Origin of the sequence: Aquimarina longa SW024 (genome assembly GCF_001401755.1) — a bacterium.
Classification (GTDB): domain Bacteria; phylum Bacteroidota; class Bacteroidia; order Flavobacteriales; family Flavobacteriaceae; genus Aquimarina; species Aquimarina longa.
In genome coordinates this window covers 15,079-31,716 of sequence record NZ_KQ474103.1, presented here as the reverse complement: position 1 = coordinate 31,716, position 16,638 = coordinate 15,079, and the positions used below count along the sequence as shown (strand labels likewise).

21 protein-coding genes and 1 pseudogene are annotated in these 16,638 nt (G+C 30.2%); 17 read left to right on the top strand and 5 right to left on the bottom strand.

Annotation, left to right across the window (positions count from 1 at the left end):
• Positions 1-78: 78 nt before the first annotated feature.
• From N456_RS17920 to N456_RS17905, 4 genes are all read left to right on the top strand, one after another.
• Positions 79-477, top strand: a complete 399-nt coding sequence (locus N456_RS17920) for a GlcG/HbpS family heme-binding protein (protein ID WP_062060169.1) — start codon at positions 79-81, stop codon at positions 475-477.
• 134 nt (positions 478-611) lie between these two features.
• Positions 612-1,268, top strand: a complete 657-nt coding sequence (locus N456_RS17915; RefSeq protein ID WP_205410284.1) for an MIP/aquaporin family protein — start codon at positions 612-614, stop codon at positions 1,266-1,268.
• A gap of 194 nt (positions 1,269-1,462) precedes the next feature.
• A complete protein-coding gene (locus N456_RS17910) occupies positions 1,463-1,741 on the top strand; it encodes a putative quinol monooxygenase (RefSeq protein WP_062060167.1) in 279 nt (92 codons plus the stop codon).
• Positions 1,741-2,556, top strand: coding sequence for an AraC family transcriptional regulator (locus N456_RS17905; RefSeq protein WP_062060165.1), 816 nt, complete (start codon positions 1,741-1,743; stop codon positions 2,554-2,556). The genes N456_RS17910 and N456_RS17905 overlap by 1 nt, the downstream gene beginning before the upstream one ends.
• Positions 2,557-2,623: 67 nt before the next feature.
• On the opposite strand, the gene N456_RS17900 is transcribed toward N456_RS17905, so the two are convergent.
• The 3 genes from N456_RS17900 to N456_RS17890 are packed head-to-tail and all read right to left on the bottom strand — an operon-like array spanning position 2,624 to position 5,293.
• Entirely contained in the window at positions 2,624-3,454 is an 831-nt protein-coding gene (locus tag N456_RS17900) for a DUF2911 domain-containing protein (protein ID WP_062060164.1), read from the bottom strand.
• A 6-nt stretch (positions 3,455-3,460) separates the two neighbouring features.
• Positions 3,461-4,567: an AraC family transcriptional regulator gene (locus tag N456_RS17895; protein WP_062060162.1), complete on the bottom strand. Its 1,107-nt coding sequence runs from the start codon at positions 4,565-4,567 to the stop codon at positions 3,461-3,463.
• Between the two features lie 33 nt (positions 4,568-4,600).
• A complete protein-coding gene (locus tag N456_RS17890) occupies positions 4,601-5,293 on the bottom strand; it encodes a hypothetical protein (protein ID WP_062060160.1) in 693 nt (230 codons plus the stop codon).
• 229 nt (positions 5,294-5,522) lie between these two features.
• Between N456_RS17890 and N456_RS17885 the strand changes: the two genes are divergently transcribed.
• The 8 genes from N456_RS17885 to N456_RS17850 all read left to right on the top strand — a co-directional run bounded on the left by N456_RS17885 (position 5,523) and on the right by N456_RS17850 (position 11,595).
• Positions 5,523-6,014, top strand: coding sequence for a DinB family protein (locus tag N456_RS17885; protein WP_062060158.1), 492 nt, complete (start codon positions 5,523-5,525; stop codon positions 6,012-6,014).
• Positions 6,015-6,162: 148 nt separating this feature from the next.
• Positions 6,163-6,732 carry a Crp/Fnr family transcriptional regulator gene (locus N456_RS17880; RefSeq protein ID WP_148639369.1) on the top strand — a complete coding sequence of 190 codons (570 nt, stop codon included), beginning with the start codon at positions 6,163-6,165 and terminating at the stop codon, positions 6,730-6,732.
• Positions 6,733-7,040: 308 nt separating this feature from the next.
• Positions 7,041-7,949 (top strand): DUF6268 family outer membrane beta-barrel protein, encoded by a 909-nt coding sequence (locus tag N456_RS17875; protein ID WP_062060154.1) that lies wholly within the window; start codon positions 7,041-7,043, stop codon positions 7,947-7,949.
• A complete protein-coding gene (locus N456_RS17870) occupies positions 7,939-8,340 on the top strand; it encodes a DUF1576 domain-containing protein (RefSeq protein ID WP_062060152.1) in 402 nt (133 codons plus the stop codon). The genes N456_RS17875 and N456_RS17870 overlap by 11 nt, the downstream gene beginning before the upstream one ends.
• A complete protein-coding gene (locus N456_RS17865) occupies positions 8,324-9,232 on the top strand; it encodes an NmrA family NAD(P)-binding protein (RefSeq protein ID WP_062060150.1) in 909 nt (302 codons plus the stop codon). Before N456_RS17870 ends, N456_RS17865 begins: the two co-directional genes overlap by 17 nt.
• A 273-nt stretch (positions 9,233-9,505) precedes the next feature.
• Positions 9,506-10,186 (top strand): hypothetical protein, encoded by a 681-nt coding sequence (locus N456_RS17860; RefSeq protein WP_062060148.1) that lies wholly within the window; start codon positions 9,506-9,508, stop codon positions 10,184-10,186.
• A 136-nt stretch (positions 10,187-10,322) separates the two neighbouring features.
• Positions 10,323-11,042 carry a hypothetical protein gene (locus N456_RS17855; protein ID WP_062060146.1) on the top strand — a complete coding sequence of 240 codons (720 nt, stop codon included), beginning with the start codon at positions 10,323-10,325 and terminating at the stop codon, positions 11,040-11,042.
• 55 nt (positions 11,043-11,097) lie between these two features.
• Positions 11,098-11,595, top strand: coding sequence for a hypothetical protein (locus N456_RS17850; RefSeq protein ID WP_062060145.1), 498 nt, complete (start codon positions 11,098-11,100; stop codon positions 11,593-11,595).
• 467 nt (positions 11,596-12,062) lie between these two features.
• On the opposite strand, the pseudogene N456_RS17845 reads toward N456_RS17850, so the two are convergent.
• Positions 12,063-13,081, bottom strand: a pseudogene (locus N456_RS17845) (IS5 family transposase).
• 398 nt (positions 13,082-13,479) lie between these two features.
• Between N456_RS17845 and N456_RS17840 the strand changes: the two are divergent.
• From N456_RS17840 to N456_RS17830, 3 genes are read left to right on the top strand one after another with little or no spacing between them, the layout of a single operon-like run.
• The gene (locus N456_RS17840; protein ID WP_062060144.1) at positions 13,480-13,674 is read left to right on the top strand and encodes a hypothetical protein; all 195 of its coding nucleotides are present in this window, start codon (positions 13,480-13,482) and stop codon (positions 13,672-13,674) included.
• Between the two features lie 25 nt (positions 13,675-13,699).
• On the top strand, positions 13,700-14,443 hold the full coding sequence (locus tag N456_RS17835; protein ID WP_062060143.1) for a hypothetical protein: 744 nt from the start codon (positions 13,700-13,702) through the stop codon (positions 14,441-14,443).
• A 14-nt stretch (positions 14,444-14,457) separates the two neighbouring features.
• Positions 14,458-14,667, top strand: coding sequence for a hypothetical protein (locus N456_RS17830; RefSeq protein WP_062060142.1), 210 nt, complete (start codon positions 14,458-14,460; stop codon positions 14,665-14,667).
• On the opposite strand, the gene N456_RS17825 is transcribed toward N456_RS17830, so the two are convergent.
• On the bottom strand, positions 14,645-15,085 hold the full coding sequence (locus N456_RS17825) for a helix-turn-helix domain-containing protein (RefSeq protein WP_062060141.1): 441 nt from the start codon (positions 15,083-15,085) through the stop codon (positions 14,645-14,647). The genes N456_RS17830 and N456_RS17825 overlap by 23 nt on opposite strands.
• A gap of 584 nt (positions 15,086-15,669) precedes the next feature.
• Between N456_RS17825 and N456_RS17815 the strand changes: the two genes are divergently transcribed.
• Both N456_RS17815 and N456_RS24605 read left to right on the top strand, forming a co-directional pair.
• Positions 15,670-15,966: a hypothetical protein gene (locus N456_RS17815; protein WP_062060139.1), complete on the top strand. Its 297-nt coding sequence runs from the start codon at positions 15,670-15,672 to the stop codon at positions 15,964-15,966.
• 491 nt (positions 15,967-16,457) lie between these two features.
• Positions 16,458-16,631 carry a hypothetical protein gene (locus N456_RS24605; protein WP_158447806.1) on the top strand — a complete coding sequence of 58 codons (174 nt, stop codon included), beginning with the start codon at positions 16,458-16,460 and terminating at the stop codon, positions 16,629-16,631.
• Positions 16,632-16,638: the final 7 nt, after the last annotated feature.

The following is a 16,638-nucleotide window of genomic DNA, read 5'->3' as shown; positions in this document are numbered from 1 at the left end:
TATATTAGTAATTAGATACTTGATTTAGGACATATCTTTGCAGTGTTTAAAAATAGTAAAACAGAAATATAAAAAAGTATGAATATTACATTAGCACAAGCAGAAAAAATAATTGAAGTAGCCAAAGAAAAATCGATAGCATTAGATACAAAAATGAATATTGCTGTAGTAGATTCAGGAGCAAATTTAGTAGCCTTTGCACGTATGGATGGTGCTTGGTTAGGTTCTTTAGATATTTCAATAAAAAAAGCAAAAACAGCACGTTTTTTTGATATGAACACTGGGGTGATTGGAGAATTATCACAGCCAGGAGGACCTCTATTTAATATAGAACATTCGAATACTGGATTGATTACTTTTCCTGGAGGAGTACCAATAAAAGATGCTAACGATACTATTATTGGAGCTATCGGAGTAAGTGGAAGTTCTGTAGAGAACGACCATGCTGTAGCAGAAGCTGGAGCAACAGCAATCTAAGGTAACTAGATACAATTAGTAAAAAAAAGAGGATAGTAAGAGTTTACATTATCCTCTTTTTTTTATTCAAAAAATGTATGAAGTATATATACTACAATAGCATAAGACTTACAACAAGAAATGATATCAATCAAATGAAAAAATATATAGGCGAATTTATAGGTACTTTTGTATTAGTATTTTGTGGAACCGGAGCAATACTAGTTAATCAATATGCAGATGGCAGTTTAGGGTTATTAGGAATCGCAGCTACTTTTGGGATTAGTGTTACAGCAATGATTTATGTTTTTGGAGCAATTTCTGGAGCACATATAAATCCCGCAGTGACCATTAGTTTAGCAATAGGAAAATTAATGCCCAAAAACAACGTGTTTGGCTACATTATAGCACAATTATCAGGGGCGATTTTGGCAAGTACTATTCTAACAGTACTATTTCCTGAAAACGAATCTTTAGGAGGTACAGTACCCTCAGGAAATGTATTACAATCCTTCACTATCGAGTTGGTATTAACATTGTTTTTAATGCTTACCATTCTAGGAGTAACCGCAAAAAAAGAATTTTCCAACGTAGCAGGAATAGTAATAGGCAGTATAGTGACAGGGATTATTTTGTTTGCAGGACCGATTTCTGGGGGATCATTTAATCCAGCAAGAAGTATAGCCCCAGCGATTATTTCAGGAAATTTAACCGCATTGTGGGTATATATAATTGCACCAATTTTAGGAGGAATAATAGCAACTTTAATATGGAAACTATTGATAAGAGATACGGTGGAAGAGGTACAGTAGATGATGAATAACACATAATCAAATAATTTCTTAATATAAATTTGATATAACATTAATCAGATATAGAAACAGTTACACAATTTAGGCGATTAACATAAAATTATTTTTTAATTTATATTCTGAGGTAAATGTCGTTTTTTTACAATTGTAATATAATCTTGATTTTCATATTTGCAGTATAAAAATAGATACATATGAAAAAAGTTGTTATTGCTCAATTAAGTTTACAGATAAATAAAGTCGATACCTTTTTGAAACTTGCAAAAATTATGGTTGCAGAAAGTAATGCAGAAAAGGGATGTCTGACCTATAAATTATTGAAAGAGTTCGCTACAGACAATGATTTTTTTATCTATGAAGCGTATGAAAATGAAAAAGCAATTGAAATACACCATTCATCAGTACATTATAAAGATTTTGTAAATTCGGTAATACCATTGTTAGCAAAAGAACCTAGTATAGAAACGTTTTAATGACCTATAAAAAAACATATATACCTAACCTGTTTCTCTCAAAATATATTGATCGATTTTATACTTTTAATCAATCCAGTGATATAGAATTAGGACTGCCTCCTATATTACCAGGAACAGGTTTAGAACTATTATTTTATATACATACGCCATTATCTATTGCTACTACTCGATTAAGTAAAGGGCATATTGTTTGTCCTAGGTGCATTGCGTATTTTGATAAAACCAATAATGTATCATTTATATCTGTGCGGTTTAAAAGTGGGGCATTTCGTCATTTTACTTCGGTTCCTTTTTCAGAACTTAATGATAGATACATATCAGTACAAGATTTATGGGGGAGTAGAGGAGAACTATTATTAGATATATTAGAAAACACTAATGCGGTTAGTGATAAAATCCAAGAAATAGAAAAATTCTTGATGCAATCATTTATAAACCATTATCAATCAAAAAACCAAAAATGGGATACTGTTATTGATCAGTTATATTACAATTATACGATACAAACTATAGAAGAATTAGCTAAGAAGACAAACCTAAGTATTCGACAATTCGAAAGAAATTTTAAGAACCAGTTTGGAATTACACCTAAAGCATTTCAGAAAATAACAAGGTTACAAGACACTGTAAAGAAAATAATACTAAGTAATGATACAGCTTATTTAGATACAGTATTAGACAACGGATATTTTGATCAGAGTCATTTTATAAAAGATTTTAAATCATATGCTCATAAGACACCTACAGCATATTTTACAAAAGAAAATTTTAATAATCACTATTTCTATACATCTGTACATACAAAAACGTAGTGATAGCACTATCTATTATCATCATTTTTTTTTAATGTCATACATAGGGCTATCACTATATGTAGTATTACAGTTCTTGGATAATTTTAGTATTTAGTTTTATAAAATCTTTATTTCCTACTTTTTTAGAAAGTGCTAATCCACGTTTGGCAACAGTTATAGCAGCTTTATTTTGTCCTAAATCTCTAAGTATTAGTGCTTCTCTTGTAACCTGAAAAAATAAAGCTTTATCAGAACTTGTTACTTTTTTAATATATTCTAGCGCTTTCTTAAGATCCGTTTTAGACTCATGGAGGTATAATGCAGCTTGGAAATAATCAAAATTAGAAGGGCCAGACAATGTTTTTTCTATAGATTTTAAGATCCGATCTTTTTCATTTACCAAAATTGGAATTTTTAGTAAAGTATGTTCCCACTCTAGTACAAGCGAAGCTTTATTGATAGTAATGTCCTGAAAATGCATTTCTAGAGTTTCTATATAAGAAGACGTTGTATACACAGGAAGTTGTAATGTCAGTACAGGTTTTTTTTCTGCATAAGAGTTCCAATTTCCATTCTCGTATGAATACCAGTTCATCTGCCATTCTTTTACTCCAGGAATACTCAGGATAGTATAGCTTCCTTTTTCTAATAATTGCCCATTAATATGTACCGTATTAGAAAATGTAATTTTAGTAGCAGCATTAGCTCCAGTACGCCATACTTCATTATTGGAGAGTAATCCATCTTTACCAAAAATAATACGTTCTCTTGCACTAGGGCGAGAGTATTTAATAGTAACCTCAGTAAGCCCAATAGTTTGTTGTATTGTAGCCGATGAGCTAAGATTAGGAGTTTTTAACTGGGCATTTATGATGGTAGAAAAAAAGATAGTTAATAGTATACTAGATATTTTCATTTTTTTTTATAGATTTTTATTAAAGTAAACTGTTGGCGAAGTTCCCATCAGTTTTTTAAATGATTTATTAAAAGTAGTTTTAGAATTAAAACCAGCTTCTTGTGCCAAGCCAAAAAAAGTAAGCTGTTTTGCTTTATCAGTTTTAGCTAAAGAGACAAACTCTTTAATACGGTAATAATTTACATACTCAAAAAAATTCATGCCGATATTCTCATTTAGTAACCGAGCAAGTTCTGGATTATTTACACCAAGCATCTGAGCAAGTTCTGTTTTCAGAAGTTTGCTATTTAAATACGGTTTTTTTTTAAGCATTAATGATTCTAATTGCTCCTTTAACCGATCCATATCTGTTACGCTTAATTTTGATTGATGATATTTTTTAGAACCAGTATCTGGTACAATGCGTAATACCTGAGGAGATATCATTCCATAATATGTGATAAAAAGAATGATGAATGTTAAAATAATCCAGATGTAAGGTCTGGCATTACGCTCTAGCATACCGAAACCAAACAAGCTCGTAAGGAAAAGTAGAGTCCATATACATAAACACCCTCCTACGATGAGTAAAAAATTAGTCATAAAACGAGTACGTACCTCATATGAAAGCTCGTTCTTCATATCTTTAGAAAAATGTTGAAAAACCCTCCAACTAAGTATCCAGTAGGTTAAATTAACGATTAAACCAACAGCATGGCATGCGTATATAACTCGCATCATTTCTCCAGTACGTGCTCGCTCTTGTATCACCGAATCCGAAGGAATTATAAAGTATATTGCTATGAATGTAGAATATACTAAAGCAGGGATATAGTGAACCAGATCTTCTTTTGAGTAGTTTTTTCTTTTTAAAGTAGCACGTGTAAATAAATAGATCGTAGGACCAAAAAGTAAAGCCGAAAGCTCAGAGAAAGCAATAAGCCTAAAATTACGATCCCACACACCAGCACTATGCAAAACCTTACCCGATAAGCCTATAAAAAGAACAGCAATCAAGAATGCCATAAACCCACTTATATATCTTCTTTTTCTAGGAGAAAAAAGATAAACGAGTAGTATAAAAAGACTTTGAAAAAATCCAAAATAGACTAATTGGTTAAGAAGTATTTGCATAGAATATTATTTTTACAGCTTTTTTTTTGCAAGTTAATCAATCACAAGTTGATGTACATTCTTTAAAACCTCATAACTAGATAAAGGATGTTTCTTAGCAAATGTTTCAAAACTAGATTCATCCTTCCATTCTATAATGTAGAATATATCAGGGTTATAATCATATCCTGTTGGCGATGTTCCGTCTTGTAACTGTAGAATGATTTTTCCTCCGGATTTGATAACTTCCTTTTTCCACTGCGTTAAAAAACTAGAGAAACTTTTTGAATCTTTTTTCCAAAACGATGTCGCTAAATTATATTTTTTAGTATCAACAGAAAATTGAATATCTCTAGGAGCTACATAATATGTAAGTCCAAAATACGTAAAAAGTGCTCTACGCTGCGAATGAAAATCAGGCACCCTTTTAGTGATAGTAGTTAAGAATCCCTCTCGTTTTTCTTTACTACTCCATTTACCCAGAATTAAACTAGTAGGTAAATGATTACCAAGTGTAAGTTCAGTTGTTTTAAAACCAGGTTGGGGTTGATACGTGTATTCGAATCCTACAGGAAAAGCGGTTTTTTTATAACGTTCAAATAATGCCCCTGAATTAGGAGCTGTACTCAGAAGAATGATATCTAAGACTTCGCCTTTTTTAAACGAAAAAGATTTTAAGTCATTTTGTGCTGTACTATTCATAAAAGATAAAGAAAAAAGTAATAGCAATACTGTAGAAAATTTCATAAAATAAAAATGTTTATTGTTTATGAAAACAAAGAAACATTAGGATCTGGATTCAACCAAAATTTAGCATACTAGAAGCGTACGCATACAGTATATGTACCATAATACCTAGTAAAAACGCTATATACAGTAGGCTATACGGAACTATATAATTATTGTAGTTGAAGATAAATAACCGATATACGATAGACTATGAGTATCTTTAGAATATAAAAAAAAGAAAAACTAGATGAAACGTACAACAGAACTAGCGAATCGGTTTAGAGAAGTTATTCTTAATGGAGTATGGGTTGCTAATACAAACTATAAAGACCAATTATCAGACGTAACTTGGGAACAGGCAATACAAAAAATTGGAACTTTAAATACCATAGCAGCACTTACATTTCATATTAGCTACTATATAACAGGAGTATTAAATGTATTAGAAGGAGGAGCTCTAGAGATAAAAGATAAATATAGCTTTGATTTTCCTCCTATAACATCTAAGGAAGATTGGGAACAGCTATTACATACTATGTGGAACACGGCAGAAAAATTTGCCGATACTATAGAATCTATGTCAGATAAAAAACTGGGTGAAGTATTTGTAGATAAAAAATATGGCAATTATCAGAGGAATATTGATGGAATGATTGAGCATAGCTACTATCATTTAGGTCAGATAACTCTGATTAAAAAGATGATATCCGAAATAGGAAAAAAGAATACAGAAAACTAAACTAGATTTAGACCCTATAATACACTATTAATTATAAGATATAGTACTAAGTTTTATTAGACCAAGTGTTTTTTCTAAATTAGCTTTTTAAACACTTGGTAGCACTTTATTTAAAAGTAAAAAACACAATCCCAAACCTTAACATTACGTGATACTACTATCAAAATATATCGAATCAAAAATAACAGTTGATCAAGCAATGTTACAAGATATTGTCGATTGTTTTATAATTAAAAAATATAAGCAAAATGATACTATAGTAAGGGTTGGTCAATTTGTAAATGAATATTTCTTTATTGCCGAAGGTAGTATTAGAATTGTTTTAGAAACAGAAGAAAAAGATATCACGGCTTGGTTAATTTTTGAAAATAATTTCTTTACAGACTTAGAATCTATAAAGACAGGGCAAGGTTCTAAATCAAAAATAGTAGCATTAGAGGATACGACGCTTTGCCTAATACATACATCAAAAATGCATCAGATGTATAAAAAATATCCAGAATGGCAAGAATTTGGACGGTTGATTACAGAAGATGCCTTGCTAAATATTATTGACACACTAGTATCTTTTCAAGTTATGGATGCTCAGGAAAGATACATACGCCTTTTACATAAATCTGATGTAATTCAGCGAGTACCTCTAAAACTATTAGCATCATATCTAGGGATAACACCCACCTCATTAAGTCGTATCAGAAAAAGTGTTTCAACTATTTAAGATTTAATATATAGTAATTTAATCTCTAATAGAGCAACTGACTTCCTAAGTGTAGATCTCATAAATAACATGTGTTTTTTAGAAGTATATCTTGTGAGCTAACTCTATGATTATTAATGTATATGAGTTACTATTAGTTTTGATTAATTAAATACTTCTTTAACCCGATTTATGTATTAGAACTTCATAACGAAGCTCTAGCATAAAGCGGGTTAAAGGCTTTTATAAGTCATTACTTATCATATGGCAAGTAATCTTTTCTCAAATCTGTAAACCTTTGCATCGAATTAATCAAAAAAAATGCAGAGATGAGCAGAATACCCTTTTCATTAATACTACTATTTCTTTATATAGGTGTTAATGCCCAAATAACGGAAGAACGTACTATTTTTTCCGGAAATTATAATACCTCTATAAAAGATGATTTATATGCTTACCAAGGCATAAAAACACGAGTAACGATTCCACCAATAGGCACACAAAAATTTATGATCATAAATTCTATTGGATTTGACTACCACACTTTTGATTATGAAAAATCAATACCCTTTACCACTTCGGATTTAGAACGTATCTACGCTATTAATTATGCAATGTTACTAAAGTATAATTTTTCTAAAAAATTTTCTATCAATGCTCTAGCAATGCCTTTTATGCTCTCTAATCTTAGAGGAGCAATAAGCACAGATGATTTACAAATAAATGGGATACTATTTGCTGAGAAAATGTTTGGTAGTAGAGAGAGGCATTTTTTAAAATTATCGTTTGGAGTAGGATATCTAACATTAGCAGGAGAAACAAGGGTTAACCCTGTGGTAAGTTTATCAGGAAAGTTAAATGAAAAATTTTCATTCGTATTAGGATTACCAAACACCTATATAGAATACAAATTTACTCCGCAGCATACGCTACGACTTGTGGGAGATATCAATGATTTTACGACTCACCTTAGTACACCAATTGCACTAGATGATGAGAATACTCAGATGGCTGATCGTGCAGTATTTACTGTGATATCAACAGGGGTAGAATATCAGTATTGGATGACTAAAAATGTAGGGATAACACTAAGAGGATTACACTCTATCTCAGATAATTTCGAGCTTCAGAATACTAATGATGATAAAATATTTGATTTTCAATCCACTACTAAACTCTATATCAATGCAGGAATTAAAATTAGTTTACACAAAAAAAGACCGCAAAATGGAAAATAAAGAACTTAGATTTACTAAAAAAGCATTATTAAAAAACGCTATACCAGCATACCTTGGTCCATTTCTTATGTCAGGTATCCCTAGTTTTTTTCTAAAAGATAATGAGCTGATGCACCGCAGTTATTCATATATAGCTATACCATCATTAATCGCTACAGTATTTTGTTTTATAGTACTGTCCTATTTACATAAGAAAAAAGTAGTATTATTTAATAGAATACTAACTGCGCTGTTGTTTGGTATACTAATGGGACTACTAAGTATGATCATTGTAGAAGCTTTTAAACTACACACACATACCTTTGATATTCTTTTATCCTCTATAATAGGAGGAGTGATTGTAACATTAATGAACCCTCTAAGAAAAGATACTGATGAAAAAACACTATAAAAAAACGATAGCAGTATTTGGTTGTACAGGTACTGTAGGGACCTATGTATTAAAAGAATTATTACATAAGAATTGCGAAGTTAGAGGTGTATTGAGTAGTCCACAAAGAAAACCTACTGTTACAACAAGTAACTTTTTTAACCTCTCTTATATCAGTGCTAATATAGAGAACAAAGAAGAGGTAGAGAAAGCTTGTATATGTGTTGATACCGTATTTTTGCTAACAGCGACACACCCCAATCAAATTGAAAATGAAAAAAGGATAATAGATGCAGCCAAGCAAAAAGGAGTACAACAAATCGTTAAACTATCCGCTCCAGAAATTAATCCGATAGAATTGGTAGAAGTCGCTAAATGGCATAAAGAAATAGAATACTATCTACAACAATCAGCAATAGAATTCTGTTGTATAAAGCCATATGCTTTTATGCAAAATTTAGAACGAAATACGGTTACAATCAAAAGGTTTAAAAAAATAATAGGATCAATGGATGATGCACCTCGTAATTATGTTGATGCCAGAGATGTAGCAGAAGTAGCAGTACATTATTTACTTAGTGATACCTTAAATAATGAATTCATTACTATTTCGGGACCAGAAGCTGTAACCTATACAGATATAGCAAAAAAGCTTTCATATGTTACTAACACCTCTATTCGGTATTATAATGTATCTAAAGAAGAGCATCTTACTATGTTGATTAAAAGAGCTAAACTACCACATTGGTTAGCCAATCATATTATAGAATTAGACAATTTGGCAAAGAAAATCCCAGAGTTAGAAAAAAGTAATATAACATCATTATTAGGTAAACATCCCAGAGTGCTAGACACATATTTATTAGAAAATAAACACAAATTTATAAGAAAACCTATTTGGAAATATTTTTGATAAAAAGATGTATGAAGAGAATTATAGATTACCATTGAAAAAGTCAGATAATTTTGTCTGACTTTTTTAATGATAATCACTATTTTTATAAGACAGAAATAGTAGGAATTGTTATTAAATATTAGTCGACAATAATTTCCCACATCAGAATCAGTTTAATTCCTCGAGCTAACGAGAAAGAAAAGGTTTTAAAAATTAAAAAAAATGATAAATTTAAAAAAATAATCAACTGAATATCAACGACAAAATTTAATACTAATAGGGATTTGAACTATGGAATTAGCAATAGGAATATTTTTTGGACTTCTAGGGTCAATACCAATTATTATAGATTACGAATTGTATGTAAACAAAATTAAAATTTTGTTAGCAAAAGATGATTTAATCTTTGAAAACCTACACATAACATTTGACATAATTTCCAAAGAAAAAATTGATATTTATCAAACTTGTAAAATCAAAGTAAAAAGAGAAAATGCAAAATTAAAACTTGGACATTACAATCATTATGGGGCAAATAAAAATAGTGTTTTGAAGATTGATAACCTGCCAATTAAAAATGAATATATAAAAAAAGATGATATTATTGATGTTATGACATATACAATATATAACAAATCAAGAGGAGAAAACTTAATCTTTGAAGATTCATTTACTGCTACTTTGGACGAAAAAGAATCAGAATTAAATGATGATAGTTGTGGTACTAAACTTCAGTATCATAAATGCAAAAGTTTAGTCCTTCATATTATATATCCAAAAGACTTTATCCCTAGTGACTTACTTTATACAGAATCAATTATAAAAAAAGAAATTGAAAAAGTAAAAATAAAGTCAAATAAAACTAAATATTTGGCAAATTTTAAAGATGAAAGAAAACAAATATTATGGACTATTAATTACCCCAAATACAAACATAAATATAGTATAAATTGGAAATGGAGTCCAGTGTAAAAACGACCACCAACACCTGTAATCGTTGTATAACTCATATTGAATCTAAAAGAACGGTTATTGATTTCGAAAAACCAAAAGATAATTTATTTAACTATTTTAATATTGTAAAATATAAAGAATTAAAAAAAATAAAATGAAACTAGTACTAGTACTATTACTTATAGCCTTTATCAGTTTATCGATTTGGTATGCAAAAAAGAAAGGAGTAACAGCTAGATATGAAACTGAATCAAAAGAAATCCTAACAGATCAAGACAAACCAATCGATTTTGGATATAAAATAGTATGGATTGCTGTAAAGACACATAATAAAATACAATTAGCAAATATACTAGAGATAAAGAACCTTACACCTTCGAACTGGAAAAGTGGAATTGAGAGTGCTTATAAAAATAGTATTTTTATAACCCCTCCAATAGGAGAATGGACCTTAGCGGTTGGAATGGGCTTACCACTAGGAGATACTAAACAGAGTATTGAAAAATTAGAAAAACTGTTAAACAGTTTAAGTACAGAATTTGGAGAAGCTCATTTTTTTGGAACTCATAGAATTGTAGACTACCATAACTGGATGAAATCTGTTAATGGAACCACTAAAAGGATCTATGCTTATGTCGGAGAAAGTGGAGAGAATATAAAAGTCTATGGAGAATTGACTACGCCAGAAATTGGATTACACCTTTTTAATTCACTTTCTAAAGAAGCAAAATCCGACACGTATTGGGAACGAGAAGATTTAGATTATGCCGATGAAGAATTGGTTATGAAAATAGCAGAAAGCTGGAGCGTAAATCCAACTAAACTGACAGAACGAACTGATATAAAAAATGAATTAGGAGTAGTCGCAAAGTAAAACTACCGTTGCTACAGATACTTTTAATTTTTTAGATAACTTATGATATATGATTATGAAAAACACAGTACTACTAGTATTATTCTGGATTCCGATACTTACTATTGGGCAGAGTTCAGCACTTTCGATATTTGATAACCTTATAGATAAAACATGGAAAGCAGAAGGAAATTGGGGAGATGGAAGCAAGTTTAAACAAGAAATAAAAGTTAGCTACTCCTTAGATAATACAATTGTAGTCGTAAATTCTATAGGATTCATTGATAAAAAACAAACCAAATTAGGAGTACGAAACCATGGAATAAGACAATTTGATCAGCAATCTAAGCAGATCAAATTTTGGGAATTTGATGTCTTTGGTGGACTAACTCAGGGAATAGTATTTTCTAAAGGAAAGAACATTATCTATCAATACACATATGGAGAATCTACAGTTACCGATATGTGGGAGTATGTTGATGACTCCACGTATAATTTTAAGGTAGGGGATTATAAAGATGGAGAATGGAAACAACTATACCTAAGCACACAATTTATAGAAATTAGAGAATAATCAGTACATGTTTTTAAAACCTCGAAGGTCTGATTCACTTCCCAGTACCAATTTTAGTATTCCTAGCTACTGGGAGTAATTATACTATCACTGGGAATAGGTATTATATAGTGCTGGGAGCAATGTTTTACACTTTGTTCTTTTAGGATTTAGGTATAAAAATTAACGTTTTAGACCTTCAAGGTTTTTAAAACCTATGAGTATAGCTAATTAAAAAGACATAATATCCTGTTAATCAGTAGTTTGATTTTTAATTTATTTTTACAGGTTAAACATAGGTTAAATAATTCATTAATTTTATACTATTATGAACTCTATTTTGCGCCTATAAAATAAGACCGTTGCAAAAGGTTCTTAAAAGTGATTATGATATTTGGATTACTATTTTTTAGATCAAAAAAAGGAGTAACTATCGAAATTTGATTGATTTTTAGCCGCTATATGCCTATTTCTAATGCTCATTTTTCTTAATTTTCACAATTAGACGCAATTATCCCTGGACTTCGATACAAATTATAGCACATAGCCTCCATAAGATTTTGAGTATGCATTTTTGAATGCCTTTGTAACGTGCTACACCTCCAGAGAACCATCTTTTAATACCTCCAAAAGTACGCTCTACTTTAAACCTTGTTTTTCCTATCAGTTTATTGAATTTCTTTTCCCAATGGGTCAAGGGTTTATTCTTATATGCCTTTTTGAGAATATGGTTTTTTAGTTTACGTTCTTTAAGCAGTGCTGCATTTTTCTTTGATTGATACCCTTTATCTGCTTTTAGCGGAATATCTTGTGGTAAATCTGCTGTATCCAATACCTCTTCTAAATTACCAACCTCATTGACACTGGCTTTTGTAGTTAAGATTCCTAAAACCAAGCCTTCATTATCGGTCACATGATGCTTTTTGTAACCATAACGCTATTTGCCTTGCTTTTTTAACCAAGAAGCTTCTTTATCCACACTATCGGCATATTCTTTATCTACTTCTATTTCTTCAAGATCTTCTCTATCCTCAGTAACTTTATGATTGGTTTTGCCTTTAGGCTTTAAGGGAGTATCTATTACACTAGCGTCTACAATGGCTCCTGTTTTAACTATAATACCATGAGATTCCAACTGAGTATTAATCTCTTTGAAAAGTGGTTGGTAAGCATTGGCGTTAGTCATAGCTGCCCTAAACCTACTTAAAGTACTATGATCTGGAGCTATTTGATCAATATTCAATCCACAGAAATAACTAAAGGAAATACTATCATTAACACGATCCTCTACTTCATAATCGCTCAGACCATACCAAGTCTGAAGTAGACACATCTTAAACAATAGCAAACCACTGTAACTAGGTTTGCCTGTAGCACTTTTACATTTGCTGTAATGTGCAGAAATACTAGCAGAGATAGCAGTCCAATCTAATAGACTATTTATCTGAGTAAAAAAGGTGCGCTTGATCTTTCTTGAACGTAAATTGCAGATACTACCATCTAAAATTGCATAACTTTTAATCTTGCCATTAAAGCCATAAATATATTTTATGGATTATTACGGAAAACCGAATTATTGGATGCTATAATAAAACATATTTTGAACTACAAAGTTACGGGTTTAGCATATCACAAATAAGGTTTTAAATCAATTGATAATCAATTAAATAAGTCTAAAAATGTGCAATTTTGCATACCTTGCAGTAGCATTTTATCTTTTTTGGGTAATTTTTTTGTTAAAAAAAACTAAAAAAGGCACATAAAACCTCAAAAAAAAGATGCAAATGCAGCATAAAAATTCATTTTTTTAATAATAAAAAAACAAGAATATATCGTTTATTTTAATTGAATATCAATTAATTACATAAATTTAAAATAAATAAATTTAACTTTAAAATTAGTAAGATGAGCTTAAAAAAAACAATTCCCGCAATTTCTACATTTTCTTTTCTATTTTTAACCACGTTACTTTTTAACGCTTGTTCTCTTACAGAAATTGAAGATGAACAAGGAGTATTAATTGAAGAAAAATATAGTGACAAAGGTGATCAAGCATCGATTGGAAACTCAGGAGAAAACGAGGACGAAGACTACAATTAGAAAAACAATTGTGATAACGGCTGTAATGATTTCTATCATTGCAGCTTTTTCTCAATTATTGACAAATCCTAAACCTCCAAAAATTGCTGAAGCAAGAAGTAGTAATATTGCACTTAGAAATGATCGAGACAAGACCCGAGATGAAATATTTTTATTAATCGATAACCATTTAAGCGGTAGTATTGGATCAGAAGATTTTAAAACCAAAGTTGCAGATTTAAGGCAAGAGTATTCTATAAGAGCTGAAAATTCAAACTATGCAAAAGCGGTATTAGATGAAGTAAAAGCTGAACATAAAGTGAGGGGTTTTAATCATTTAAACTTTTTTCTTAGTGCTATAGGTCTTCCCATCTTTTTATTTTGTATTTCTATTCTCCTGTATATAATAAGCGTATTTCTTAAAAGAGTAAAATACAGCTCAGTAGCAGAATTGGTAAAATTGATTTCTCAAGTTTCTTTCATTACCTCACTTGTATATATAATTTGGGCAATTTCTCCAAAAATGAATTTGGATAGATCAGTTTGGATGGTCGCCTTATTAACTGCTGCTTATATTTCATATAGATTAATAACTTGGTTTTTAGCCAAGAAATTCTTTTTTTCACCACCTAATATTGGCTTCGAAAAATTAAGCAACGTTTCAAAACGATTATTTGATTTTATAATTATTGAGGTTAATGAGAAATTTATAAGCGAAGAACAAAAAGAAGAATACATACGAGATTATCATAAAGAATTTGATACTGTCTCTGAAATTATTAAAAAATAATTGTTTTTAAAGTTATGGCGAGCAAAAACAAAATTCAATCAAATGCACAAAATTTAGAAGAACTGGATTTATTAACCAAAGAATCTTTACAAAAGAGTAATCAAGATTATGAAAAATACCTAAGTAAAAAAGTTAAGAGAGACAATACTCGTTTACAGGAGCTAGCACATATTTTTAAACAGGAAAACCCTAATGTAATAGTTAATCTTCCTTTTTACTATTAACCTTTACTTCTATTCCGTGTTCTTTAAAAAAATTAAACATACCACTATTTATTTTATCTGCCCACCAAAGTCGATAATGCTCTTCTTTTTCTTTTAACTCTTTCTCGTTTTTATCTAAATATTGAGTTATTTCCTTTAGATATATTTTTACTCCGTTTTTCTCCAAATACATTCTCTCATTAAGATCAACACTACTTCCATCTACATTTTCCCATTCACCATTGCCTGTTAAAATCCAGTCTTCATTTACATTTAGTTTATTAGAAATTAGTGTTATATAGTATTCCTTAACAGAATCAGCTTTGATAGCTTTTCTTAAAGCATCTCCCTTAACAGCCCCTATGAGTTTTGCCATTTTTGGATAACTTAATCCTCGCTTTTTTCTGACAAATTCTATTCTTTCTCTTTGTGTATTCATAAAAAAACCGAAAATAATTGAATTTTGAAGAATTTTTATCTGTTTTTCCTTTAAATTCCTTATATTTATAGTGTGCTATACAAATATATAGAATTTAACAGCAAAGCAGACCAAACTTAAAATAAAACATTACTAGCTAAAGTTGAAAATTATAATTAGCGAAGAAAATTTTATACAAAGCATAAGTAAGAATTATAATTTATAAAAGAGGAATATGCCCCTAACATTCTAACTTTTTTTAACACTTTAAAAATTTGAAAGATTTTAAAAATGGATAATGATCATATAAGAGTACGGGTAAAAAACTGGCTCACAAAATACAAGAAATTTATAAGGCTTAGAGCTTTAGAAAGGCATTTGGGGTTTCCTTCTAGTTCAATTCAAAAGTTTGTTAAGGGAGGTCGGACTTTAAATGACGAACGTTTATTATTACTATTCAAGTATTTAAAGAAAATGTCAAATTTTTAAAGACAATGATACTGATACTATTGCTAATTAAAAAAGGAAGATTACCAATAATAAAGAAACTTTATACACCTTAGAAACACAGTTAAATAACTTAATTATCCCAAAATAATATAGATATGGAACCAAGTACGACCACCCACGAAAAAGAAAGAAAAGTACGCCTTTTTGAAGAACGCGTATTTGCTCAGTTAGAGATCAAACACTCGCAATTTAGCTTTTGCGTAAAAACTTATAGAGGTTATGCTCTATTGTTACGCAAATGGATAAAAGAGTTTTATAAAAAAGGGAAAAATTCTTGTGAGGTTGCAGATCTTATACGCAAGTCTCCTTTAGATATAAATCATATTAGACAGAATAAACCATTATCGATAAAAGAGGTGATCCTTAAAAATAGTAGAGTGAGAGTAAGTTGAGTTAGTTTGTGCAAAGATGTCGGTACGATAGCAATATAATACATGATGTGTTATAGTAAAAAGGTATACATAGAGTTTATTTTCTATTTTGACAATCTTCCTTTTTTCTATCAGTATACCCCAATGCTACGTACCAGATGTCTTTGTTAACTAACTACCTCGCTCTAAACAAAAAACATAAATAAATGATAGACCATATAGTATTATTTCTAATAGGCTTTGGAATAGGCTGTCTAATAACTAAAAAAAAGTAATTAATAAAATATAGGGTCAGGGGCAATACTATATAATAATAGGTTATAGCTTGGGGACATATAATGTATACTATATACCAATCAATTGCCCCTGTATTTTTTAAAAAATAAAGTAGTCCCCCAATGAGGAGAACAAGAGTAATTTTTGTACACCATTACCCCACTGTAGCCCAATGTGTACAATAGTACTCTTGTATCCTTTTTTTTAGATCAATAATAACATATAAAAAAACAATAATGCTAGTAGAAGACAACTTAGAAGAAGTACCAAAAGAAATCGTATTCGGTATACTAGAACTACTAAATATCAATACATCAGATTTTGAAAATAAACTACTAGAGGATGACCCCCGTTACATAAAAATATATGCATGGATCTATGCTAGGTATCATGAGCATAAAGACACTTAAAAACATG